This is a genomic window from Spongiibacter sp., from assembly GCF_041602295.1.
Classification (GTDB): domain Bacteria; phylum Pseudomonadota; class Gammaproteobacteria; order Pseudomonadales; family Spongiibacteraceae; genus Spongiibacter.
Genome location: NZ_JBFIGO010000012.1, coordinates 21,773 through 46,762, shown reverse-complemented (window position 1 = coordinate 46,762; position 24,990 = coordinate 21,773). Strand labels below are relative to the sequence as shown.

Annotated in this window: 22 protein-coding genes; 12 read left to right on the top strand and 10 right to left on the bottom strand. The window is 55.6% G+C overall.

Annotated elements, in window-relative coordinates:
* Window positions 1-586 precede the first annotated feature (586 nt).
* From ABYM29_RS04205 to ABYM29_RS04155, 11 genes are all read left to right on the top strand, one after another.
* Complete coding sequence (locus ABYM29_RS04205; RefSeq protein WP_372862506.1) at window positions 587-1,003, top strand: hypothetical protein; 417 nt, start codon at window positions 587-589, stop codon at window positions 1,001-1,003.
* Window positions 1,004-1,032: 29 nt separating this feature from the next.
* Window positions 1,033-2,616 carry a diguanylate cyclase domain-containing protein gene (locus ABYM29_RS04200; RefSeq protein WP_372862503.1) on the top strand — a complete coding sequence of 528 codons (1,584 nt, stop codon included), beginning with the start codon at window positions 1,033-1,035 and terminating at the stop codon, window positions 2,614-2,616.
* Window positions 2,558-3,928 (top strand): porin, encoded by a 1,371-nt coding sequence (locus ABYM29_RS04195; protein WP_372862509.1) that lies wholly within the window; start codon window positions 2,558-2,560, stop codon window positions 3,926-3,928. Before ABYM29_RS04200 ends, ABYM29_RS04195 begins: the two co-directional genes overlap by 59 nt.
* A gap of 352 nt (window positions 3,929-4,280) precedes the next feature.
* Window positions 4,281-4,754, top strand: a complete 474-nt coding sequence (locus ABYM29_RS04190; RefSeq protein WP_372862500.1) for a chemotaxis protein CheW — start codon at window positions 4,281-4,283, stop codon at window positions 4,752-4,754.
* Between the two features lie 15 nt (window positions 4,755-4,769).
* Complete coding sequence (locus tag ABYM29_RS04185; RefSeq protein ID WP_372862498.1) at window positions 4,770-6,320, top strand: CheR family methyltransferase; 1,551 nt, start codon at window positions 4,770-4,772, stop codon at window positions 6,318-6,320.
* A 17-nt stretch (window positions 6,321-6,337) separates the two neighbouring features.
* Window positions 6,338-6,874, top strand: coding sequence for a chemotaxis protein CheW (locus ABYM29_RS04180; protein ID WP_372862495.1), 537 nt, complete (start codon window positions 6,338-6,340; stop codon window positions 6,872-6,874).
* Window positions 6,875-6,927: 53 nt separating this feature from the next.
* Entirely contained in the window at window positions 6,928-8,436 is a 1,509-nt protein-coding gene (locus ABYM29_RS04175) for a protoglobin domain-containing protein (RefSeq protein ID WP_372862492.1), read from the top strand.
* Window positions 8,437-8,492: 56 nt separating this feature from the next.
* Window positions 8,493-10,820, top strand: a complete 2,328-nt coding sequence (locus ABYM29_RS04170) for a response regulator (protein ID WP_372862490.1) — start codon at window positions 8,493-8,495, stop codon at window positions 10,818-10,820.
* A gap of 20 nt (window positions 10,821-10,840) precedes the next feature.
* Complete coding sequence (gene cheB / locus ABYM29_RS04165) at window positions 10,841-11,905, top strand: chemotaxis-specific protein-glutamate methyltransferase CheB (protein WP_372862487.1); 1,065 nt, start codon at window positions 10,841-10,843, stop codon at window positions 11,903-11,905.
* A gap of 42 nt (window positions 11,906-11,947) precedes the next feature.
* Window positions 11,948-13,240, top strand: coding sequence for a diguanylate cyclase (locus tag ABYM29_RS04160; protein ID WP_372862485.1), 1,293 nt, complete (start codon window positions 11,948-11,950; stop codon window positions 13,238-13,240).
* 304 nt (window positions 13,241-13,544) lie between these two features.
* Window positions 13,545-14,825, top strand: coding sequence for a YncE family protein (locus tag ABYM29_RS04155; RefSeq protein ID WP_372862482.1), 1,281 nt, complete (start codon window positions 13,545-13,547; stop codon window positions 14,823-14,825).
* Between the two features lie 2 nt (window positions 14,826-14,827).
* Here the strand turns inward: ABYM29_RS04155 and ABYM29_RS04150 are convergent, their stop codons facing one another.
* Window positions 14,828-15,187 carry a DUF3127 domain-containing protein gene (locus ABYM29_RS04150; protein ID WP_372862480.1) on the bottom strand — a complete coding sequence of 120 codons (360 nt, stop codon included), beginning with the start codon at window positions 15,185-15,187 and terminating at the stop codon, window positions 14,828-14,830.
* A gap of 240 nt (window positions 15,188-15,427) precedes the next feature.
* Here ABYM29_RS04150 and ABYM29_RS04145 point away from each other — a divergent pair, with 240 nt between their 5' ends.
* Window positions 15,428-16,192, top strand: coding sequence for an SDR family oxidoreductase (locus ABYM29_RS04145; RefSeq protein ID WP_372862477.1), 765 nt, complete (start codon window positions 15,428-15,430; stop codon window positions 16,190-16,192).
* A gap of 52 nt (window positions 16,193-16,244) precedes the next feature.
* On the opposite strand, the gene ABYM29_RS04140 is transcribed toward ABYM29_RS04145, so the two are convergent.
* From ABYM29_RS04140 to ABYM29_RS04100, 9 genes are all read right to left on the bottom strand, one after another.
* The gene (locus tag ABYM29_RS04140) at window positions 16,245-17,456 is read right to left on the bottom strand and encodes an NAD(P)/FAD-dependent oxidoreductase (protein WP_372862474.1); all 1,212 of its coding nucleotides are present in this window, start codon (window positions 17,454-17,456) and stop codon (window positions 16,245-16,247) included.
* A gap of 5 nt (window positions 17,457-17,461) precedes the next feature.
* Complete coding sequence (locus ABYM29_RS04135; RefSeq protein ID WP_372862472.1) at window positions 17,462-17,860, bottom strand: PaaI family thioesterase; 399 nt, start codon at window positions 17,858-17,860, stop codon at window positions 17,462-17,464.
* Complete coding sequence (locus ABYM29_RS04130; RefSeq protein ID WP_372862469.1) at window positions 17,860-18,369, bottom strand: PaaI family thioesterase; 510 nt, start codon at window positions 18,367-18,369, stop codon at window positions 17,860-17,862. The genes ABYM29_RS04135 and ABYM29_RS04130 overlap by 1 nt, the downstream gene beginning before the upstream one ends.
* Before the next feature lie 62 nt (window positions 18,370-18,431).
* Window positions 18,432-19,067, bottom strand: coding sequence for a 3'-5' exonuclease (locus ABYM29_RS04125; protein ID WP_372862466.1), 636 nt, complete (start codon window positions 19,065-19,067; stop codon window positions 18,432-18,434).
* Window positions 19,068-19,071: 4 nt separating this feature from the next.
* Complete coding sequence (locus tag ABYM29_RS04120; RefSeq protein ID WP_372862463.1) at window positions 19,072-20,895, bottom strand: putative nucleotidyltransferase substrate binding domain-containing protein; 1,824 nt, start codon at window positions 20,893-20,895, stop codon at window positions 19,072-19,074.
* 26 nt (window positions 20,896-20,921) lie between these two features.
* Complete coding sequence (locus tag ABYM29_RS04115; protein ID WP_372862461.1) at window positions 20,922-21,440, bottom strand: hypothetical protein; 519 nt, start codon at window positions 21,438-21,440, stop codon at window positions 20,922-20,924.
* A 123-nt stretch (window positions 21,441-21,563) separates the two neighbouring features.
* Window positions 21,564-23,297: a sodium:solute symporter family protein gene (locus tag ABYM29_RS04110; RefSeq protein ID WP_372862458.1), complete on the bottom strand. Its 1,734-nt coding sequence runs from the start codon at window positions 23,295-23,297 to the stop codon at window positions 21,564-21,566.
* Window positions 23,298-23,312: 15 nt separating this feature from the next.
* Entirely contained in the window at window positions 23,313-23,582 is a 270-nt protein-coding gene (locus tag ABYM29_RS04105; RefSeq protein ID WP_372862456.1) for a DUF4212 domain-containing protein, read from the bottom strand.
* A 93-nt stretch (window positions 23,583-23,675) separates the two neighbouring features.
* A complete protein-coding gene (locus ABYM29_RS04100) occupies window positions 23,676-24,980 on the bottom strand; it encodes a DcaP family trimeric outer membrane transporter (protein WP_372862454.1) in 1,305 nt (434 codons plus the stop codon).
* Between the last annotated feature and the right edge of the window lie 10 nt (window positions 24,981-24,990).

The following is a 24,990-nucleotide window of genomic DNA, read 5'->3' as shown; positions in this document are numbered from 1 at the left end:
TATAACTTCCCCTAGAATCCTGCCTAGCCCCCTTGGCAGCAAAGCGTTATGATCAACGCTATAAATACTATAAACGCGGCGATGACCTCTACACAGGTCTGTAAACACAGCACAAACGGGCCAAGCCCGAATCAAGCCAAGCACTTCGCCGCAGCGCGCGGAAAAACACAGCAGTCGCGGAGAGGGATTCTCGGCATATGGGGCAGCGAGCCGCTATGATAGGTGGCCGAGTATATCGCCCGATACCTTAGAATATAGGGAGAAATCCTGATGGGCAGAAAACGATACGACCGTGATACAGGTCACGCTGGCTGCTTGCTTTTCAGCGAGAAGAGCTTAGCATTTTCAGGTAATTACCAGTGAGCAGACAATTCATAATGACATGTCCGCAAAGGCCAAACTACACGATGGAACTTCCCACGAGTTTAGCGCCACCACTGGTCACTAGCTCCCTGCCACTTTGGAAAATACCCCTAGCGCTGACCACCGATGCGCTCGGCTTCTATAGGCAACGGCCTGCAGAGGGAACGAAAAATACCATGACACCCCACACCACCCTTGACGCAACGCTTTCTAGGTTAACCTTATGAGGTATCTGCGAAGCATCGCCCTACTGTCCCTCCTAGCACTACCCTTTACCACACATGCAGACATGGTGGTCGTCACTAACGCGAGCAATGGCGTAAGCCAGTTATCGAAAACGGAAATTATCAATATTTTCATGGGCCGTTTTCAAAAATTGTCGCCAAGCATATCCGCCTTTCCGGTGGACAATGTGCTACTCCGCCCGAAATTTTACCAATTGCTGGTGGGCAAGGCGCCTTCGGAGATCAACTCCTACTGGGCGCGCCTGGTTTTCTCAGGACGGGCCTCACCGCCGCGCCAAATCAGTGAGCCGCTAGAACTATTAGACATCGTCCAGAACAATAAAGGCGCCATCACTTACATCAACCAGGCAGCCGTAGACGATACCGTGCGAGTGGTCTATGCCTTTCCAAAATAACGCCGACAGCCGCCGGGATATGCACTGAAATGAATCTCGGAAATCTAAAAACCAGTCTCGCCTTGCGCAGCGTGGTGTTTATTCTGCTGATTTCTGGCTTGGTAGGCTTGCTATTCCTGCTGGTAGGCCGAAACCTGGTTGCCGAGCACGAACAGAGCCGCTTTCAAGAGCAGCTCGATCAACTATTAAACACCATACAAAACCCGGCGAGCATCGCCATATTCCTAAGCGATAAGCAACTCGCAACCGAGGTCGCCGCCGGCCTGGTACAAAACGACAGCGTATGGGCGGTAACTATACAGACAGCGGGCGACGTCCTCGCCCATTTGCCGGCAGGCGAGGCACTTCCGGCTGAGGCTGCTAACATTGTCAGGAAGGTGACCTCACCTTTCGAGCAAAATGAGGTCATTGGGGAGATCACCCTCTACCCTGACAACATTGCAATGAAAAGCGAAATCAATACCAACATTTACTACGTTACGCTCTTTTTCATCGGCCAGTTATTGGCGGTTGCGCTCAGCATTTTGGCCGTGGTCATCCATAGCGTAACGCGGCCTATCGAACAAATTTCCCACCGACTTCACACACTGAAGGTAGAAGCCGGTGAAAAACTGGCCTTCCCCAGTGGCAGCGAAGACGACGAAATAGGCACACTGGTTAAAGACGTCAACGCATTAATCGACAACTTGATCAGCTTGCTGACCAATGAACGGCAGCTGCGCAGTGATCTTGAAACCGAAGAAAAACGATTTCGGGCCATCGTCGAGAATGCGGAAACTGGCATTTTCCTTATGGGCGAAGACCAAACACTACTGTCCGCGAACCCGGCTTTCTGCCACTTCTTTTCGATAACCGCACGAGATATCGATGACCAGAGGGTTCGATTCAGCGACATCCTGGGCGAATCGATCGACTCCGTGCAACACCTGATAAAACACTGTATGGAAACCGGTGAATCGGCAACCGCCGATATCAGACGCGAAGGCCTGGGCGGAGAGCGGTGGTTTAACCTCATCATCAGCACCATCGGCACCAACATGTTTCAAGGGGTGGCCAACGACATCACCGACCGAAAAGCGGTAGAAGTCGCCGCCGAGCAACAAGCGGTCACCGATGCCCTGACAGGCATAAGCAACCGGCTCGGCTTCGAACATCAATTTAAATGGCTAATGGACACCTGTCTGCGCTTTCCCGAGCATCGCTTTGCCTTGCTAATGATCGATTTAGATCGATTTAAGGAAGCCAATGACACCTATGGGCACCTGGCGGGCGATAAAGTCTTGGTGGCGGTAGCAGAGCGCTTGACCAAGGCTATCCGACGCACCGATTTTGCTGCGCGTTTGGGCGGCGACGAATTTGCTGTCGTGCTGCATTCCACAGATGACCCAAAGATCATCGAAAAACTCGCGAGCAAGATCATCGACAGCCTCGGACAACCTATCCCCATCGACGACGGTCTGAGCGCCCAGATCGGCGCCAGTATTGGCATCGTGGTACACAAAGACGGAGAACTGTCGATGTCTGGACTGATGGCCAAAGCAGATGAAGCAATGTATGCAGCAAAAAAAGCCGGGCGAAATACCTTCCGCTTTTGGTCTCAGCAACCAGAATAACAATAGTGCCCCACAGGGGCGGCCAATCGCCGAAAAAGGACAAGCAGCAGATGCGCGCTTTCAATGGAGAAATACTGTGTTGCAACTTATAGGCCGAAAGATATCACCCGCAGCTCGCTGCGTCGCAACGCTGGCGTTACTCGCCCTTCCCGTAACCGGCGTCAGTGCGCTATCTCTAAGTGATGCGCATGTCTCCATCAACGGCTTTGCTACGATTGGCGCCGTTTACAATCCCTCCAAGGATCTGGAGTTTGTCCGGGATTTCTCCCAGCCCCAGGGCGCACGCGACGGCTATAGTCTGCGGCCAGACAGCGTTGTTGGCTTGCAGCTGAATGCAGCTTTCACCCCCCAGTGGGAGGGTGTCGTGCAAGTGATCAATCGCCTTGGCTTCCGGGACAATTACCGAACACAGTTAAGCTGGGGCTTTATCAAGTACTCGCCGCGACCAGATGTCGAAGTTCGAGCGGGACGCCTGGGTTACGACGCCTACCTTCAGGGGGATTCGCGGAGCGTAGGATACGTCTTCCTACCCGTGCGCCTGCCAATTGAGTATTTTGGCACAGCGGAACTTTCACATATCGACGGCGCAGACCTAGTGCTAAAGCGGCCGCTAGGGGACGGTATAGGCTGGATAAAACTTTACGCCGGCCAGGCTGAAGAAGAATTGGCCATCGGCGACGACAACAACTATGACCTCGATGGCAGTGAGGTGATAGGTGGCAGCCTCAACTATGAACTGGCAGCATGGCGTCTGCGCATCGGGGCAACACAAGTACAATTTAACAACGAACTCGATTCGCTTCGCGACCTGCAACAGGCGTTGATCAGCTTTGGCTCACCAGAGCTGGCCAAAGACGTGGGCATGAAAAACTCGCATATTAAAAATTACAATGCCGGTATTTCCTATGACGGCAACTCCCACGGCCTGACACTGCTTTACAATGTAAGAGATACCACCAGCCTGGCCTTCGCTAACGGCCGCTCCATCTATGCACTTTGGCATTACCGGATAGGGAAGTTCACCCCCTACCTGTCTATCGCCGACACCGACAGCACGTCTGCGGACGATCCCCGCTTCCCAGCGGGGCATCCACTGCGCACACCAATGCTCGACACCTTTAAAAGCTCGGAATTCAACCAGCGCACCTCGTCCCTCGGCCTTCGCTACGAACTCAGCACGCAAACCGCCGTCAAACTTCAGCTCGATCACATAGAGGCCGATGACACCCAAACCAGTTTTTACCGGCAATCTAGAAACGACTGGGACGGCGAATCCACATTGCTTAGCGTCGCGCTGGATTTCATTTTCTGACCCTATTGGCGGCGCGAGCAATGGGCAAGCACCACCGCGAATACCCGAGCCACTAGGGCTTCCATAGGCCCCCGCAGCGGATTACCGAGACAAGCCGAGTGCAAGGCTGCGCCCTACTGCCTGCCGCGCCGAATGAACGGGCGCACGGCCGACTGACTATCTATTAAGGCCGCTCACCTACACTTACTCGCCCCCGCAAACAAGCCGACCTTTCCGCTAGCATACAAATTTTGGTCTAGAATCTATGATGGCCGTATCTGCCGCCGCCAAACCGACGAAAGCCGCCCCGGTCTTCGGCGGCAGAGACCGCTGTTAGAAGAAAGCAATACTCTAGTTATAGTCGGGGAACACAATGGCCATTAACGCCGAGAACGTACCAACGCGCCCCTCCGAAGTGGAGGCAGGGAGCCAACAAGCGATCCTGTTTTCGGTAGCCACGCTGCACCTGTGCCTGCCGCTGGCCAACATCATCAAGGCCCTGCCCATCATGTCGCTGCAACAAATACCCGATGCGCCCCCCTACTTCGTTGGCTTTATGAATTACCGCCGAAAGAGCGTGCCCATTATCGACTTGGCCAGCCGTCTAAACCTGCCCCAAAACGACTACAACATCGACACCCAAATACTACTTTGCGAGCACGCCGATCGCATCGCCGGCTTTGTCGTCGGCGATATCTATGGGGTGAAAACCTTAGACCTCAGCCAGCGCCAGCAAGCCGAGTTATTCGACGACTACGACATTCCATTTGACGCAGTCTTCGAAGAAGACGAGCAACTGATATTTATGCTTAATGTCGGCGACTTACTCAGCAGCGAGCTGTGCTGAAGCCCTGCCTGCCAGATGCATCACCGCGCGATCCGCAAAACGCACATTGAGCTGAATTCAGATGAACACAAGCAAACCATGAACAGTCAAGATGCCCAACCACTCAACGAAGGTATTCATATCGCCGATATGAATCGCCTATTGAGGTTTATTCGCCGCGAGACAGGCATCATCGTCAAAAATCATCAAGCGGAAAAACTCCAGGCAACGGTCATAAAGGGCTGCCAGCGCTTCCGCTGCCCCTCTCCGGTCGATTTTATCGAAGGGGTGATAAACGGCCCCGCCGACTCTGCCATGCTGCGCTACCTGATTGGCGAGGTCACCATTGGCGAAAGCTATTTCTTTCGCGACATCGGCCAAATGAACTACTTAGAAAACGAGTATCTCCCGCAGCTGATCGACTCGCGAAAAAACCGCACCAGGGCACTGCGCGTATGGAGCGCAGCAGCCTCACAGGGCCAGGAGATCTACTCCATTGCGATCATGCTCTGCCGGCTATTACCGGACATTGACGACTGGGAATTGAACCTAATCGGCAGCGACATCGATAGCGACGCACTCAGGCGAGCCGCCTTAGGGGCTTACGGAAACTGGTCTTTTCGCAATGTTCCCAGTGAGCTGAAAAAGGCCTTTTTTCACCCTAAGGGTGACACGCTACAACTCAGTGCCAGAGTCAGAAAACTCGTCCGCTTTGCCCAGCTCAATCTTATCTGCCCTAAAAGCTCGCTCATCGCCAACAAGATATACAACATGGATCTGGTGCTGTGCCGCAATGTCTTTATTTACTTTGACGAAAACGATACCCGGAAAATACTAAAAAGAATCGTCGGCGCCCTAGCGCCGGGCGGGGTACTGATGCTCGGCCCCTCCGACTTAATCAACCCCGAAATCGACGGGCTAGAAATTCACAGCGGGGAAAACTTTTTTTACTATGTAAAAACATCAAAGCCCCGCCCCACCGCCCAGCCACCTGCCGAGCATTCAGCACGGCGCCCAACACCCGCCAGGGACATAATCAACAGCGTCCACCTCCCGGCGACACAGCAAAGCAACCCCGCTACGCCCCCCGACCGCGGCGACACCGGGCAAATTCGCCAGACAATGCTAGACTTGGTTAAAAATGAAAATTGGGGTAAAACCATAGAGTTGGCGAAGAAAAATCAAATAATTGTTAATCATTCCGCCGACCTACTCTTTTACCAAGCTCGTGCAGAAGCCAACCTCGGACGGACGCAGAACGCCATGGAACGATGCACCCAGTCCCTTGCCTTAGACAACACCTATGCGCCGGCCCACCTGCTGCATGCCCTGCTGCTCTGCGAGAACGGCGCGGCACAAGAGGCCAAAAACGCGCTGCAAAGAACGCTATTTCTGGCACCCGACCTTATCGAGGCCCACTACCAACTCGGGGTCATCCTCATCGCAGAGGGCAACTTGAAGAGAGGGGTAAAAAGCCTGAAAAATGCCCTGTCACTCGCTAAAAATCGCGACACCGGAGCCCCGGATGATTTACAACTGATCGCCGCCCTAGAACAAGAAATCGCCCTATATGGAAATAGTCTATAAGGAGGGTCATTGTGCTAATGAATAATGCGCTATCCAAACTGCAGCAAGACCCCCTTGCCCGGGAAATATTGCAGCTGCGGGCTAAAGAGCTTGCCGCGCAACATACCGACGAGCAGCCGACAGAACACCACTCTCTTGAAGACTTCATCCACTTCCGCTTAGCCGGCAAAGAAGACTACGGCATCCCCTACGACGTCATTGAAGAAGTATTGGTGGTCAACCGCATTGCCAAAGTCCCCTGTTCACCAGCGCACATATCCGGCGTCGTCAATCGCCGCGGAGACATGCTGACGATTATCAATATGCGGCAATTGCTCCATGTCGCCGGCGATATCCCTGCCGGTGACCAGAGCCATATCATCGTGATCAAAACGGGAACACTGCTGGTCGGACTACACGTCGATGAGCTGGTTGGTAACTCGATGTTCTCACGCGCTGCGCTGGCGCCTGCCCCGCAATCCGCCAACGCCAAAGACAGCAACTATTTTGTAGGTATACATATGGGCCGCATTAGCATGCTAAATATACCGTCAATCATCGGTGATATGGGCTAACAACAATCATCTCGCAGACAGTATTTCGCGTCGATACAACGAGGCATCGCACTATGAACAAAGCAATTTCTACTACAGATCTCGGCATCAATATCAAGTCAGCCGACCGTGTTAACCGTATGAACTTCGTTAGATTTAACGATGAAGACGCCAGGCTATTAAAAGAGCTTGGCAAGGTGGTCGAGCCAAATGCCGACATGATCGTGGAAGACTTTTACCTACACCTCAAGAAATTCCCCTCCCTTCTACAGATCATCGAGAGAGCCGGCTCGGACATGGATCGGCTTAAAAATAAGCAAAAAGAATATCTTATCGAAATGTTCTGCGGAAACTACGACGACCATTATTTTTTGCAGCGAATTAAAATCGGTGTCATTCACAACAAAATCGGCCTGGAACCGCAGTGGTATTTGGGTAGCTATGCCGGCTATACCAAAATGATTATCCCGCTAATTAATGCCAAATACCGTTTTAATAAAACCAAGGCCAACCGCATGATTGAGGCCTTTAATAAAATTATCTTCTTAGACTCCCAGCTGGCGTTAGACGCCTATATCAAAGACCTCACGGGCGAACTTGAGAGCACCGTGGATTCCTACTCAGCTTTCGTCGACGAAGTTGCCGAAGGCAACTTGACCAGAAAAGTCGCCATTCCGGACAACGAGGAACTCGCTCGGCTCGGCGTGAGATTAAATGAGATGACCAGCCGCATGGCAAAAATGGCCGGCCAAACCTCAGAAGCCAGCGACGGCTTGGGAACAACCATTGCCGAGTTACTGGAGGCCGTCAACAACCAGTCATCCGGTGCCAACCAACAGGCTGCGGCCGTTAATGAAACGACCAGTACGCTAGAGGAGATTCGCGCCATCTCCCAGCAAACTCTCGAGAAGGCCGAGGCGCTGGGCTCGGTTGCAGAGCGCACACGCTCAGAGGGCGAACGCGGCAAAGATGTTATAGAACACACGATTAAAAGTATGGAGACTATACGCGGCCAGGTGCAGGGTATTGCAGAAAACATCTTGGCGCTTAGCGAACAAACACAGCAAATTGGTGAAATCACCGCTACCGTTAACGGTCTTGCACAACAACTCAAAATGCTCTCGCTAAACGCCTCGATCGAGGCCGCCAAAGCCGGCGAGGCCGGCAAAGGCTTTGCTGTAGTGGCCGCCGAAGTGAAGGATATGGCGGAGCAATCTCAGCAGGCAACAGTGCAAGTCAACAGCATCCTGCAAGAAATCCAGCGAGCAACCGACAAGGCCGTGATGGTCACCGAAGAGGGAACCAAGGTTGTAGACTCCGGCATGTCTTTGGTACAGCAGTCCGGCCAGGCCATGCAGAGCCTGACTCAAACCACCCGCGAGGCATCACTTTCCAGTCAGCACATCGTCTCGGCCATTCGCCAAGAAGCCACCGGCATCGACCAGATCGCCACCGCAATGAGCGAGATCAGCCGGGCGACCACCCAGTTCGTCGACTCGACCGAGCTCACTAAAAATTCAGCTGAACGGCTCGAGGACATTGCCAAAGAAATGCGCGACAGCATAAAGACATATCGCATATGAACACCCGGCCTACACCGCAGTTAAATACATGCCGTGGCAAATCGACGGGGTGACCTATGGCCATTGACGCAGATTTTATGCGCGTATTGCGCAAGACTTTTCAGGTCGAACTGGACGAGCAACTGCAACAGATTACCGACGGCTTACTCGCACTGGAAAAAAAACCCGGACGAGACGAGCTTCTGGAAATATTCAATAGCATATTCCGCTGCGCCCACAATATTAAGGGGGCCGCACGGGGTGTCGGCGCAAACAACATCGAGGCCATATCACACCGACTTGAGTCCTTGTTCAGCAATTTACGCCACGAAAAATCCACTATCGACGCAAGCGTTATCGACTTGTGCCTCGAAGCCCTTGACAGCATTCGCGCGATTACCGCCACCGACCTAGATGATAGTGCTGAGCTCGACAGCACAGAGGCTGACAATCCCATTTTTGCGCGACTCGACCGGGCGATCATCGCCGCATCACCAGAACAGCAGACGGCAACAGCCCCGCCTAGCGGCGACCGAGGCGCAAGCCAGCCCGAGACGCCACAGCGCGACGACGGCGGGACAGGAAGCGACCGAGTTACCGCTGAGGCGAACACAGAGAGCGAATCCCCCCCCGCCCCCAGCCAGCAATCAAACAAACCCGTGGGCGGCGGTGACTCCATTCGCGTATCTCTGGAAAAACTACAGCGCCTGTCCTCTCTTGCAGAAGAGTTACAAGTTGCAAAAATTTCTATCGACGACCATTTCGAGAAATTACTTGAGGTTTCTCAACAGATACACAAATTGGACTCAATCTCCTCACATGCTGCGGAGCCTGTCACGGCGCAGATAAGCGACCGACAAAATACTAACGACCTGTATTTCACTAAGACCACCGCGCGCTTTGACGGCCTCAGGGCGCAGGCCAGCCAGCTCAGTAAAGCTATGCGCGCCACAAAAAACCGCATGGGATTTATATCTGCAGCGCTTCAAGACGAAATCCGCATGACGCGACTGCTGCCCGCGGCGACCATCCTTCAACCGATGCACCGCATCGTCCGCGATCTCGCTCGGGAGCTCGGCAAAGAGGTTGAATTGACGATACAGGGCGATCAAATAGAGATCGATCGCGCTGTTCTCGAGGGGATTAGAGACCCTCTCATACACTTGGTGCGCAATGCCATCGACCACGGCCTAGAAAGCTCAGCAGATCGCGCAGCGGCGGGAAAAGCCGAGAACGCCGCAATCACGCTATCAGTCGAAAGTGCCGGCGGCCAAATCCGCATATCAATTGCGGACAATGGCCGGGGTATCGACACACAGCGGGTCGCCGATATCGCCTTGAAAAAACAACTTATCAGCCAAGATAAACTAGAGCACATGGATGAGTTGGGAAAAATGGAGTTAATTTTCCTACCGGGATTCTCCAGTGCAGAAATCATTACCGACGTATCGGGCCGCGGCGTTGGTTTAGATGTGGTGAAAGCGAATTTAAGAAAGCTAAACGGCAGCGTTGAAGTGGACTCTCAGCCTGGTGCGGGCACCACCTTCCGCCTCTTGGTCCCCCTCAGCCTCACCACAGAAAGGGGACTGCAGGTCTCTGCGGGCGGCGAGTGCCTCGTGATACCCAGCACCGCCGTCGAACGCATCATGGAGCTCTCCCCCGATGACGTCATTGATATCGCGGCAAGCCAGGCAATACTGCTTGATGACACCCCTATTCCCCTCAGATCCCTCGCCGACATCCTATCACTGCCACTGGAAAACACTGATCGCCGCTCCACCATACCGGTCGTCATTGTTTCTAAAGGCGCTGCGACTATTGCCGTAGTCGTCGATGAAGTCGTCGGCGAACGCGAAATCGTCATCAAGCGCCTACTGCCGCCACTAAGCACTGTGCCGAACATCAGCGGAGCCACACTCACCGGCAGCGGCGAGATAATGATGGTGCTCAATGTAGCCGATCTGGTGGAGTCCTCGCAGCAGCGCTCGTCGCTAGATTACATGAAAATTGACAGCGATCCGGTCGAAGCGGCCACGCCAGCGCATATATTAGTGGTCGATGATTCAATCACCACCCGAATGCTTGAAAAAACCATATTGGAAACCCATGGCTTTAGGGTTACCGTGGCCACAGATGGCAAACAAGGCTGGGAGCTTTTCCAGAAGGAAAAATTCGACCTGGTCGTCACCGACATTGAGATGCCCACAATGAACGGCTTTGAGTTAACCGAACGCATAAAACAACATCAACACTATAGTGATGTGCCGGTTATTATCGTAACCTCTCTATCAAAAGAAGAAGACAAAAAACGCGGCGTAGAAGTCGGTGCCAATGCCTATATTGTTAAAAGCCAATTCGAAACCCGGGCGCTTGTCGATGTCGTGCAACGGCTCATTATCGACTGACAACAGGGAATGAGAACTCAGTGATTCGAATATTGATCGTTGAAGATTCTCCCTCTGTGGCATTACTGCTCAAGACCATCTTTGAAAACGAAACTGATTTCACGGTGATTGGGCAAGCGGCAAACGGGCGGGAAGCTATCGACCTGGCTAAAAAGCTAAAACCTGATGTCATTACCATGGACATTCGAATGCCCATTATGGATGGCTTGGAAGCCACCCGAATTATCATGCGCGAAGCACCGGCACCTATTGTGGTTATCAGCTCGGCCGTTAACGATACCGAGATGCAAATAACCTTTCGCGCCATCGGAGAGGGCGCGGTGTCTGTATTAGAAAAACCCTCAGCCCCCACTGTTGAAAAATTTGAGCTGATCTGCAAAGACCTTGTCGACACCGTTCGCGCAATGGCAGATGTGCGTGTTTTGCGCCGCAAAGACTCCGACACCAACATGGCTGCGCAAAGTCATAGCGCCGCGCTCCACAGACAACACAGAGACATATCGAAACTAGAGCTCGTTGCCATTGCCGCGTCAACGGGTGGGCCGCAAGCCCTGGCAAAACTATTAAAATCCCTGCCCTCTAACTTCCAATTGCCCATTGTCGTAGTCCAGCACATAGCCGAAGGGTTTTTGACCGGTATGATTGACTGGCTGAACGCCATGACGCCACTACACTGTAAATTGGCAACGCAATACGAACCCCTACTTCCAGGCCACGTCTATTTTGCACCCGACCAACACCATCTAAGCGTCACCCGGCTGGGGGGAGGGCTACTCGCAAAAGTGAACACCGGAACGCCTTACCACTCCCACATACCGTCAGCCACGCCACTTTTCCTCTCAGTAGCAAAAGTCTGTCAGGCCAATGCCATCGGCATCGTGATGACAGGCATGGGCGCCGACGGCGCGCCAGGCCTAAGTGAGATGAAAAGCTCCGGCTGCATCACTATTGCCCAGGAACCGAGTTCATGCGTGATTGCGAGCATGCCCGAATCGGCGATCCGCATGGATGCTATTGACGAAATCCTCGAATTAGAAAAAATCGCTCAGAGGTTAATGGAATTGGTTCCCGCTCAGCGAGGGTGACATTTTACAGCTTTCGCCATCAATAAAAAAACGAGGCTGACCATGATAGCGCTCATTATTGAAGACTCACCAACGTTTCAACAGATCGTGGCCGACGCGCTACAACACGTCGGTATCGACGTCGTGGTGGTCGGCACAGCAGCAGATGGCTTTGAACAAATTAAACAGCGGCGCTTTGACCTCATTTGCCTGGACCTCAACCTACCCGATATAAATGGTCTGGAGTTTTGCCGTCGCTTTAGGGCACCTGCAGCCAATCGTCTACTGCCCGTAATCTTACTCACTGGTGACAACAGTGACACCCTGATACAGCGCGCCCTAAACTCCGGGATCACCGAAGTCTTCAGAAAGTCTGAACTCCGCCAATTGCATGACTCGCTAAGCGCCTACGCCAAACGTATTCATCAGTCCTACCAAGGGCGGGTGATGCTAATTGAAGACAGCGCAACGACCCGCGAGCTTTTAAGCTACATGTTAAAGAAGCTAAACCTAGAGGTTGACACATTTGAGAGCGCAGAAGAGGCTCTCGTGGCTTTTAGACAAGGTCACTATGACCTAGTCATTAGCGACATCATTTTATCTGGGCAAGTTACCGGCCTGGGCTTAGTCAGAGCAATACGCGCGATGGACGACGAGCGCTGCCGCATCCCGATACTGGGCTTATCCGCCCTGGAAGACGATGCCCGAAAGATCGAGATGCTCTTACTCGGTGCTAACGACTACGCGCCAAAGCCCGTAATAGAAGAAGAGTTCCTCGCACGCGTCGGCAACCTAATTGCCAACAAGCAGTTGATCGACCAAGTGCTGGAAAAAAGTAATGAACTCTACCTAAGCAGTATTACCGATCAGCTCACCGGGCTTTACAACCGGCGCTACTTGAAAGAAATTTCCGGCCAGATGATCGCCAACGCCCTTCGTCATCACGAGTCTCTCAGTCTACTGGTTATCGACCTCGATTTTTTCAAACACGTGAATGACACCCATGGCCACGATACCGGAGACCAGGTATTAATTGCCGTGGCCGACGAGCTTAAAAACAGCTGCCGGGGGGGCGACGTAGCCGCGCGCTTTGGCGGCGAGGAATTTGTCATCTTGCTACATAAATGCGACGAAGATGAAGCCGTGCAGCACGCCCAGCGCGTCTTAGAGCGCCTGCGCCAACAGCGACCCGCCGGACTAAAAATCACCGCCAGTATCGGCGTTGCGGCACTCGACGAAAACCACGCCAGAGATTTTAGCGCCATATTCAAACTCGCGGATATGGCGGTCTACGCCGCCAAAAACCAGGGGCGTGATCAAGTAGTAAGCGCCAGCAAGATAGCGCCTACGGCATAAGTCGGCCAAGGTAGCGCAAGGGCTCCGTCGGCGCCCCCAAGACTCAACGAGCGACATAGACATAGACATAGACATAGACCAAACAGCTTGCTCTAAACAACCGCAATCACTAGCCGCAACCACAGGGCGTCATCTCTCACACCACTGTTTGCGGGTCCAGCCTGCCGTTCTGCACGATTTGTCCGCAAAGCCTGGCGGCAGGCCAACTGTCACCCAGTTGACAATCCCTGCGCCGCTATTTTGTTATCATTGAAAACATTGGGGCGCACGAACAGCGCCTTTTTGATAACTAAGAGGCTCCATCATGCGACCGCTCAAGATTCTGCTGCTGTCAGTTCTGGCCACTGTTGCCATCGTACTGTTTCTCATCTCCCGCCCACTGGCGCCGGTTGGTCCCCAGCTTGCCAATAACAAACCCGTAGACCCCAGCACCACCGAGCTGCGCGGCGCCGTGGTGGTGGGCAGTAACTGGGACGGCACAGCCGAGGTCTTTGACCCACAAACCTTTGAGATACTGGCCCGTTATAACCTCGTGCCGGATATCGACGAGCGCTTTGCCGAGATCAATGACAGCCTCTACCGCCGTATTGCCGCGCGTTTTATCCGCCATGTAATTGGCGAGGGCAATGATCAGCTGGTGGATGATTTGTTCCCCTCCAAAGACGGCCGCTACCTATTTGTCTCGCGCCCCAGCTTCGCCGACGCCATCGCGCTGGACGTGTTAACCGGCAACATTGCCTGGCGCACCAAGGTGAAGGGCGTGCGCTCGGACCATGCGGCGCTGTCGCCCGACGGCAGTATTTTTCTGATCTCCGCGTCGACTGGCGGCGTGGTCCACGCCATTGATACTGCCACCGGCGAGATCGTAGACAACTTCTACCCCGGCGATCAGCCCCACGAAAGCAACTATTCCAAAGACGGTCAGCGCATTTATCACGCCTCCATTGGCCGGGTCTTTGTGCCGACGACCTCGGACTGGCTCGACGGTTTAAAGGGCGAGCGCCGCTTTGTGATTGCCGACGCCAACAGCTATGAAGTGCTGAAGACCATCGACATGCGAGAAAAACTCGAGGAATACGGCCTGGACTGGGTAGACTCCGCCGTGCGCCCGATGGCCGTGATGCCGAACGAGAGTTTCGCGTATCTGCAAATCTCCTTCTTCCACGGTTTTTTCGAGTATGACCTCAAAGAGCACCGCATCACCCGGCATTTAGACCTGCCTGTGCCCCCGCAGATTGCCGCGCTGCCACTGCGCAAGTACCAGCTCAATTCCGCCCACCACGGACTGGCGCTGAATCACGCGGGCACCAAGTTATGTGTGGCGGCCACCATGTCCGGTTACGCGGCCATCGTCGACCGCGAGACCTTTGAGTACACCACCGTCACGCTCTCGGAAGAGCCGCTGGGTTCAAAACCCTACTGGTCAACTGAAAGCGAAGACGGCAAGCACTGCTATGTATCCAGCAGCGAGCAGGATCGGGTGGTGGTTATTGATTTCGAAAGCGGCGAGCAGGTGGCCAGCGTGCCGGTGGGCAATCATCCACAGCGGATTCGCACCGGCCAGCTGCTGCTCGGCAAACGCTGAGTTTAGAAGGGAATATCGTCGTCCATATTGTCGTAGGACGAATCAAACTGGCCAGCGGGCGGTGCGGACTGAAAAGACGCATCGTCTGCGGCACTTTCCCCAGACTGAATTTTCCAGCCCACCAGATTGTTAAAATAACGCCCGTTGTATTCGCGGCCGCGAATGTCGAAACTCACCGTCACCGTTTGGCCGACGCTGAGGCTGTCCAGCAGGCTGATTTTATCTTTCAAAAATTCCAGGCTGATATCCTGCGGATAGTTGCCGTCTTCAACCGTCACCACCATTTCGCGCTTGGTAAAACCGCTATTGAAGGTTTGGGCTTCCTGAATCAGTTTAACTTTACCCGTGAGTTCGTAGGACATACTTCTCTCTTAAAATGACGTCGAGTGTTTCATCGACAGGGGCAGCAGATGGCGACTACCTTACCAAACTACGCGCGCAATTTTTAGCACAGCCCACAATGGGCTGCCATAAGCCGCGGCTGCCCCTTGCTGACAAAAGCCGTTGATGACAAGCTGCCAAGCGCCGATGGCCAGTACGCGGCTTATCGCCACCACCAACTAAATCACAACAACGCAATAATAGACTTAGGGTGACCTGCAATGACTAGCAAACTGTTTGATTTAACCGGAAAAATCGCTCTGGTGACCGGCGCCAGCCGCGGCATCGGCGAAGCCATCGCCCGCTTGTTGGCCGAACAAGGTGCGCACGTCATTGTATCGAGTCGCAAACTTGACGGCTGCCAGCAGGTCGCCGACAGCATCGTCGAGGCTGGCCACAGCGCCCAGGCACTGGCCTGTCACATCGGCGATATGGCGCAGATCGGCAACACCTTTAAGGCCATACGCGAGCAGCACGGCAAACTCGACATTCTTGTTAACAACGCTGCAGCCAACCCCTACTTCGGCGACGTTCTCGACACCGACCTGGCGGCCTACAACAAGACCGTCGAGGTGAATGTGCGCGGTTATTTTTTCATGAGTGTAGAAGGCGGCAAGCTGATGAGAGACAACGGTGGCGGGGTTATTATCAACACCGCGTCAATCAATGCCCTGCAGCCAGGCCCCATGCAGGGCATCTATTCAATCACCAAGGCGGCGGTGGTCAATATGACCAAAACCTTTGCCAAAGAGTGTGCAAAACACCATATCCGCTGCAACGCCATATTGCCCGGCTTAACCAAAACCAAGTTTGCCGGCGCACTGTTTAGCAATGACGACATCTACCAAACCGCCATCGAAAAAATTCCCATGCAACGCCACGCCGAACCCCAGGAAATGGCCGGCACCGTGCTGTATCTAGCGTCTGATGCCAGCAGCTATACCACCGGCGAGTGCATTGTGGTCGACGGTGGGCTAACGCTGTAAAGGCCTCAGGCCCCGCAGGCGACAGGGATCGACGCGTGGCGCGACAGCAGCGTTAAGGCCGCAGGAAATCCGCTGCGGCACGGCCCGCCACCACACCGCTGGCAAAGCAGGCGGTCAGCAAATAGCCGCCGGTGGGCGCTTCCCAGTCCAGCATTTCACCGCTGCAGAAGTGTCCCGGCAGCGCGCGCATCATCAGCTGTTCATCGAGCTCGCTAAAAGCCACACCGCCAGCGGTACTGATCGCCTCGTCTATCGGGCGCGGACTGCGCAGGCGTTGCGGCAGACGCTTTATCAAGGCCGGCAAGGCGCTGATAGCTTGCATTTGCTCGCGGCTGGTCAGTTGCTTAAATAGCGCCAGCTTGCTGCCCTTTAGGCCGAGCTTGCGCAGCCGATTGGCCAGCGACTCGCCTTTTTTACTGCGCGCCAAGGCCTCGGCCAAGGCCGTCTCGCTTTTGTCTGGCAGTAAATCCCAGTACAGCGTCACTTGCCCCTGTCGGCCGATCTCCTCGCGCAGCAGGGCCGAGGCCGCGTACACCAGACTGCCTTCAATGCCGTACTGGCTGATAAGGGCATCGCCCTTGCGGTACCAAGGCTGGCCAGGCAGGCTAATGGCGATATTTTTCAGCGCCGCGCCGGCCCACTGCTCGGCAAACTCGGCCGTCCAATCGCTATTGAAACCGCAATTACTGGGGGCAAAGGGCTGGCAGATCACGCCGCGATCGGCAAACGCCGTCGCCCATTGGCCGTCACTGCCCAACGCCGACCAACTGGCACCGCCCAGCGCAAACACACAGACCTCAGCCGGCACACAGTGTTCGCCCTGCGGCCCGGCAAAGCGGTGCTGGCCGTCATCGGCCCAGCCCAGCCAGCGCTGGCGAGTGTGAATTTCCACACCGCAACTGCGCAGGCGGCGCAACCAGGCGCGCAGCAGGGGCGCCGCCTTTTTCTGCAGCGGAAACACCCGACCGGAGCTGCCAACAAAGGTTTCCACACCCAACTCGGCACTCCAAGCGCGCAGCGCCTCGGCGTCGAAATGCGCCAGCCACTGGCTGACCCGCGGCGCCTGCTCGGCAAAGCGGCTGCGAAACGCCTCTGCGCCTTCGCTGTGGGTAAGATTCAGCCCGCCAATCCCGGCGCGCAAAAATTTGCGCCCCACTGACGGCATGGCCTCGTAAACGGCAACCTCAATCCCCCGGTTGGCCAGCTGCTCGGCGGCCATTAAACCGGCCGGGCCACCGCCAATCACTATCGCGCGGCAGGGCACCACCGTCAGTCCTTAACCAGAAACTGTGCGCGAGCCTTGGCGATGGGCTGAAGCGGGTCATCCTGCCAGGCAGAAATACTGACATTGATCATTTTGCGACCAAAAAACACCAGCTCGCAGCGCGAATAGGTCTCGGTAAATTTACCGGCTCGCACATAGTCCACGGCAAAGTCGACCACTTTAGGAATACTGACGCTACCGCTTTTTGCCAGCACATGAATCATCGCCGACAACTCCATAAAACCGGCAATGGCCCCGCCATGCAGGGCCGGCAAGGTGGGGTTGCCAATATTACTTTTGCGCGCCGGCAGTAAAAAGCAGCCCTCCTCGTCGAGCATCTGAATACCCAGCGTGCGCGCATAGGGCACGCGATCGATACGTTGCTGAAAAGTCTCTCTGTCCATCAATGTGCGGCCCCTGTCGCGCCCTTGGCGGCTTCGCTGGCACGAAATTCACGGCGCAGGTCTTCGAACAGCGCCGACTCCATTCTGAAAAAATTACCGACCGCCGACGCCACAGGGTGGTCGCGTTCGCCGTGATGGGCCAGAGCACGGGTAAAAATGACACTTTCACTCACCCGATAGACCTCGGCATCGGCGTACACTGTTTTGCCCGGCGTGGCCGCGCGCATATAGTCGATACGCAGATCAATGGTTGGCGTCATACCCAAGTCATCCAGTGCGGTGGCCGCCGCGAATCCGCAGCAGGTATCCAGCAAAGCGGTAATCGCACCGCCGTGTATCACACCACTGTCGGGGTCACCGATCAGCGATTCGCTATAGGGCATAGCCATACTCAGCCGGTGATGGGCGATGTCGTCCACACGCAGCCCCAGGGTCGTAAAGTGGTCACCGCGGTTGTCGCTAAGCACCACTTCGACAAAGCGGCGCAGTTCTTGTAAATCTAATGCCATGGACAGCTCCCAACAGAACAGGCGCGCAGTTTAACGGCCAACAGCCGAAAAGGTAAGGCGACTCAGTGAGCGCTAATGGCCAAAAACAGCTCGGCAGTCGCCAGGGCATCACTCAGGGCATTGTGGGCGGGGTAGTTCGGCAAGCGATAATGCTCACGACAAGCAGCCAGGCCCAGCGCGCCACGCAGTATCGGCTGCTGACGGCGCTGACGCCGCCGGTATTCTAGCTGCAGCGTATCGATAAAGGGCAGCAACAGGGGCGCCCCCAAGTGCCGCCGGCACAGTGCATTGAGAAAGGCCAGATCCAACTCCGCACAGTGAAAAATCAGTACCCGGCCGGCCGCGGCCGCCAACAGACGCGCTAATACCCTTTCTGCAGAGTCCCCAGCCTCGCGGTCGCAGTCGCGCAACTGGTGAAAAACAGCGCTGTCACCCACCGGCCCCTCGGCGCCGAGCAGATAGTGGGCGGCACTCGCCAGTTCGATGTCGCCACCGTCAATGGCCACCCACCCGACACTGACGATCTCGCCATCAGCGGGGCTCAGGGCCGTGGTCTCGATATCTACCGCGAGATAGCGGCCATGCCGGCCCGTGGCTTGCCAAACTGACGGCAGCTGCCGCCAGCAATCGCGCAGCGGCGGCGCCGCCCGGCGATAGGCGCATAGCCGCCGAACGGTTAGCGCGACCGCTGAGTTCAAGGCTCTATACCCCGGCCCGATAGCGCAGTTTTATGTACTCCTCGGCCTGATGTACCACTTTGAAAGCCTGCTTTAGGTGGCTGCGCTGCAAGCGTGTCAAACGCCGAGGGTCACAGTAATTGTCGGGCGGCTCAGCATCGGCAATCTGCTGAGCTTGGTGCTGCACGCGGATACGATTAATCAGCGTCAGCGCATCCTCAAGGTTGCGACTGTCAGCCAAACTCATCTGTCCTGATCGCGCCAGCGCCTGCAGTCGCTTATGGGTATTCACCGCCGTGAGACCATTGGCCAAAGCGTGCAAGCGAGCCAACTCGACCAGTGGCAACACCCCGCGTTTTTTCAGGTCGAACTCATGTTGATGCGCGCCGCTGCGCTCCAGTAGAAAACGCCCGAACACCCCCAGGGGCGGCGAACTTTCCAGCACATTCTCAGCCAAGGCCGCCAGAAAAATCGTATTGCGCTGGCTGTGCGCCAGCATATGTTGCTGCAGAGTCGCCGCCAGCTCATGGCTGCCGGCAATCGCCCGCATATCAAAGAAGATACTAATGCGCATCACCGCGCTCGGACTGGGGCTGCGCATCCAGTCGTCGACGGTCAGGCGCCAATCGGCGGCGCGCTGCCGCCATTTTTCCGACTTGGCCATGACATCACCAGGGCAAAAATCATAGCCACAATCGTTCAAACCCCTACAGACATAGTCGGCAAACTCGGCAAACCAGCCCATATCCGCGTCGCTGGCCCCATCGGCAATCAATAAGCCATTATCCTGATCCCCACCCAGCAACTGCTCGCCACGCGCTTGAGAGCCGAAACTCAACCAGCAATATTCACAGGGCGCCGGGCCCAATTGCTGCTGCGCCAAAACAATCAAGCGCCGGGTCAGTGCGTCGCTCACCGCGGTAGTCAATTGGGTAAGCTGCTGCACGGGGGTATCCGCGGACACCCACTGCTGGAAGAGTTTAGGCAGGCGCGCCACATGCTCGCGCAGCGCTTCGGGAGTCGCGAGTCGCGACAATCGCTGAACAAAAAATACCGGGTCGTCCTCGCGAGCAACACTGACATCGGAGGTAGACAACACCCCCAGCAGTTTCTGCTGCTCATCCAACACCGGCAGGTGATGTACGCGATGATTGGTCATCACCAGCACCGCATCGAACAGCGTGGCATCGCTTTGCACACAGCGCGGCGCTGGACTCATGATCTCGGCAATACGGGTCGCGCTATCGATGCCCGCCGCCAGTACCCGGCAGCGCAGGTCGCGGTCTGTGACGATACCGAGCAATTTTCCATCATTAACAATCAGTGCCGACGACACCCGGCGTTGCGACATGGCCTGAGCCACCGCCCGGATACTGCTGTCAGCACCGAGCTGCAAGGGGTCACACGTCATTGCGGCACTAACCGTTTGCATCAGGAAAGATACCTGGCCGCTATAGCGCGCGGCGCGGCGCAGCCGGCGTTCTCCCCCGGCATGGAAGTAGCGGTCGATATGCCGATGTTCTCGCCGCAGCGTATCCAGCGCCTGTCCGGGCAAGCGGTAGATCAAACAGTCCTCAAAGGCGACAAATTCACTAGGGTCGGCGGCCGCGCAAGAAAAACTTTCGCCATACTCCAGTCGCTGCACCAACTCGCCATCGCAGAACTCATCCACCACACCACTGCGAATAATCGACAGGCCATCGTCGGGCGGAAAATGATGACCTCGGCGCCGATAGCTCACGCGTAACTGACCCGCCAAGTCGGCGATAACATCGCGTTCAAGATCGTCAAAGGGCAGGCATTGCGCAAGAAACTCGCCGACCTCGGCCAACACCGCCACATCGCTCATTGCACCGCCCTCACGCCCCATGCAAGCTACTGTTGATCACCGCGAAAATCGCGCTGATAGCTGGTTTCATAGACACTAAAATCCAGCCCCGTCTGACCGTAATACACACTGTCGTCAGCGACCGCCACCAGGCGAAGCCGCGGCGCCGCCGCAACCGGCACGGACGTGGCAATCCGCCAACGCCGACCGTCCTCGGAGGCCGCCTCCATTGCCAACGGCGGATAGTCGGTATCGTCATCAGGCGCGATCGACAGCTTTGCAGCCTGCAGTGGAAACACCGAATCCAGATGCAACTGAATACCTTTCGTACTGTGCGATTCCGCCCTTAGCGTCAGTATGAAATTACCATTTCTCAGCTGGCAGGAGCCGCTGGCGTAACGGCACTTGGAACTGGCTGCCAGCGGGTAGCGCGCGCCCGGTTCCGCCCGCTGCGGCACTTCGCTGACCATGCGGTCAACGGCAAAGTAGCCGAGGATGGCCAGAATGGGCGTGATAATCATCGCCGCAACCACGTGTTTATTGGTAAGGATTGCCGTCGCATTCATCGCTAGCGTCCTGTCGTCATTATCGTGGGAGCAGCTATCACTATTGCTTGTAGCTGTCGGTTTTGCCAATACCCTCGAACAAAGCGGCAGGCCCCAACGTGGCGCCTGCCGCTTGCCCCGGGATCAGTGATCCTGGGCCGCGCTCACGCCGACCGGCACGCGAATATGTTCGACCAATTCCTGGACCTCGACGGGTGGCGCCTTAGTCGCCGCCGACACCGCAAAGGCCACGGCGAAGTTCACCAGCGCACCTACCGCGCCAAAGGCATTGGGCTCAATCCCCAGGAACCAATTTTCCGGCATGTCGCCCAGGAAGGCGGTGCTGGCCACAAACATAATGCCCTTGTGCTGGAACACATAGAACAGCGTGACACTGATCCCGGCGATCATGCCGGCGATAGCGCCCTCTTTATTGATGCGGCGATTGAAGATGCCCATCATCAGCACGGGGAAGATCGACGACGCCGCCAGGCCAAAGGCCAGGGCCACCGTGCCGGCGGCGAAATCCGGCGGGTTAAAGCCCAGGTAACCGGCAAAGCCGATGGCTCCGGCCATGGCTATCCGGCTGGCCCTCAGCTCCGCCTTCTCGGTGATATCCGGCATCAACACCCCTTTGAGCAAATCGTGGGAAATGGCCGAGGCAATCGCCAACAGCAAGCCCGCCGCCGTCGACAGCGCCGCAGCCAAACCACCGGCGGCCACCAAGGCGATCACCCAGTTAGGCAATTTGGCAATTTCCGGGTTGGCCAATACCATAATGTCGCGGTCGATTTTGACCATTTCATTGGTCTGGGCATCGGCGGTGTATTGGATACGGCCGTCGCCATTTTTATCCTCAAACTCCAGCAGGCCGGTTTTTTCCCAGTTCTTAAACCACTGCGGGCGCTCGTCATAGGCCAAGTTTTGCTCGGCATTCGCCGGTGCAATGGTGTCGTGCAGGTTCAATCTGGCCATCGCCGCTACCGCCGGTGCGGTGGTGTACAAAATGGCGATAAACACCAGGGCCCAGCCCGCGGAAGTGCGCGCATCTTTAACCTTTGGCACGGTAAAAAAGCGAATAATCACATGGGGCAGACCCGCGGTACCAATCATCAGCGACAGGGTATAGACAAACATATTCAAGGTGCTGAGCCGGGTGTTGTTGCTGTAGTCAGCAAAGCCCAACTCGGTAATCACCTGGTCGAGGCGATCCAGCAAATACACATCGCTGCCGCTAATAGTGCTACCCAGCCCCAGCTGTGGAAAAGGGTTGCCGGTAAGATTAAAAGAGATAAACACCGCCGGAATGGTATAGGCGAGGATCAACACACAGTACTGGGCAATCTGGGTATAGGTAATGCCCTTCATCCCGCCAACCACCGCGTAGACAAACACAATCGCCATGCCCACCAATAAGCCGGTCTCGTAGCTCACCTCAAGAAAGCGCGAAAAGGCCACGCCCACCCCTTTCATCTGGCCGATCACATAGGTCACCGAACAGATAATCAGGCAGACCACCGCGACAATCCGCGCGGTGCGTGAATAAAAGCGATCGCCAATAAACTCCGGCACGGTAAACTTGCCGTATTTGCGCAAGTAAGGCGCCAAAAACATCGCCAGCAACACAAAGCCGCCGGTCCAGCCCATTAAAAACACCGAACCGCCGTAACCCATATAGGCGATTAGTCCGGCCATGGAAATAAATGACGCGGCGCTCATCCAGTCCGCTGCGGTGGCCATGCCGTTGGCAACCGGGTGTACGCCGCCACCCGCGACATAGAAATCCTTGGTCGAACCGGCCCTCGCCCAAATGGCGATGCCAATGTAAATGGCGAAGGTAAACCCCACCACAATGTACGTTAATGTTTGAAGTTCCATGATGGCTGCCTCTTATTATGCGTCGTCATCCACGCCATACTTGCGATCGAGATCACCCATCTTTTTCGCATAGAAAAAGGTGAGTGCCACAAAGGTGTAAATCGAACCCTGCTGGGCAAACCAAAAGCCCAATTTAAAGCCGCCCAAGCGAATCGTGTTCAATTCTTCGACAAACAAAATCCCGCAGCCATAGGACACCACAAACCACACCACCGACAGCCACAGCATCAGTCTGAGGTTTTCGCGCCAGTATGCCTGGGCCATTTCTTTTGATTTAAACGCCATGGTTATTCTCCTGTTCGTCGGGGTGACGGCGACAATACTGTTATGCCCGGTATCGCCGCGACACGCCATTCGACTTTAGTCACGAAAATGCGGTTAAAACACATACTTCACACTCAATTGCAGACGATCCAGCTCGCCGCTGTCATCGCCATTGATGCGCCCCTTAATCCTTTTTTCAGCGTGTATCCACTCCGCTCCCAGCGTTAACGCCGCAACCGGTGAATACAGTAAATTGGCATGGGCACTGCGGTAGGCACTCGCTGTACCCACAGCTGCATTGCTGGGCTGATCTGCGGCGCTGGCCGACAGCACCAAACTACTGCGCCACTTAGGCGCCCAAAAGTGACGATAGGCCACAAAGCCGCCCACAGTGTCCAGCAGGTCGATGTCACCACCGGCGCCAATATAGCCGTCGCGGAAGCCCTGCAGGCCGAGGTAGCGCCCCAGGTGACCGGCGTTCAACTGAAACTTAAGATCGTCCTGTCCCAGCTGCCACTTACCCGAAATACTCAGGCCATAGCCCAACTCGCTGTCATCGCCCGCAACAGGCTGCGCCAGGGCATTGGTAAAGGTTTCTTTATAGGCGATTTCGCGCAGCAGCCCGGCGAGGCTGTAGCTCAAGTCACCGGCGCGACCGTTGTAGCGCAGCACCATATCAGGCAGCGTATTGTTATCGAAATCACTGGCGCCCAACGCGCCGCTGTCACCGCCGTAGAGCCCGCTGGAAGGGTTCTCTACAGCCACCATCAGCGAGCTGCCCGCAGCCAGATCTAGCGTCCAGCGCAACTGCGCCTGACGCTCAAACACGGTGCCAACCGGTCCGACAAAATCCAAGGTTTCCGGCAAGCTGCCGACATTGAAAAAGGTACTCCAGCTCTGACCCGCCAACAGTGAGCGTCCCTCGCCGTATTGCCAACTCACATAGGCATGGCGCACCCGCGACACCGAAGAATTACTGATGCGCTCGTCGCCAATCTGATTCACCCCGAAGTCCATTTCAATATGAGTGGCGATGCTACCGGCAGCGGTTTGGCTGGTGGTTTTAAACCAGATACGTGAATGCCTGGCCTGCATATCAAACTGTGCATCACCGGGCTCGCCGCCAACCGGAATCACCGAGGGCACCAAAAAGTCATCGCCGACACTGGCCAGCGCACGCTCGCCACCGCTGTACTGACTAAACATGGCGTCGAGCTTGATGTAGCCGCCAAAGCGGTAACTGGTGGCACTGCTGGCCGCAGTTTTACTGTCTGCCAGCGCGGCTTCCAAACGCTGTACGCGCTGTTCTAGGCTTTCCGCAGCGGCTTGGCCTGATAGTAAAGCGGCGACGGCCAGCGGCGCGGCGACTAAGCGCGGTTTGAGTTTTGCCCTGCAGCTGAGGCGGCGATTTCTGTACATGGGGCGATCT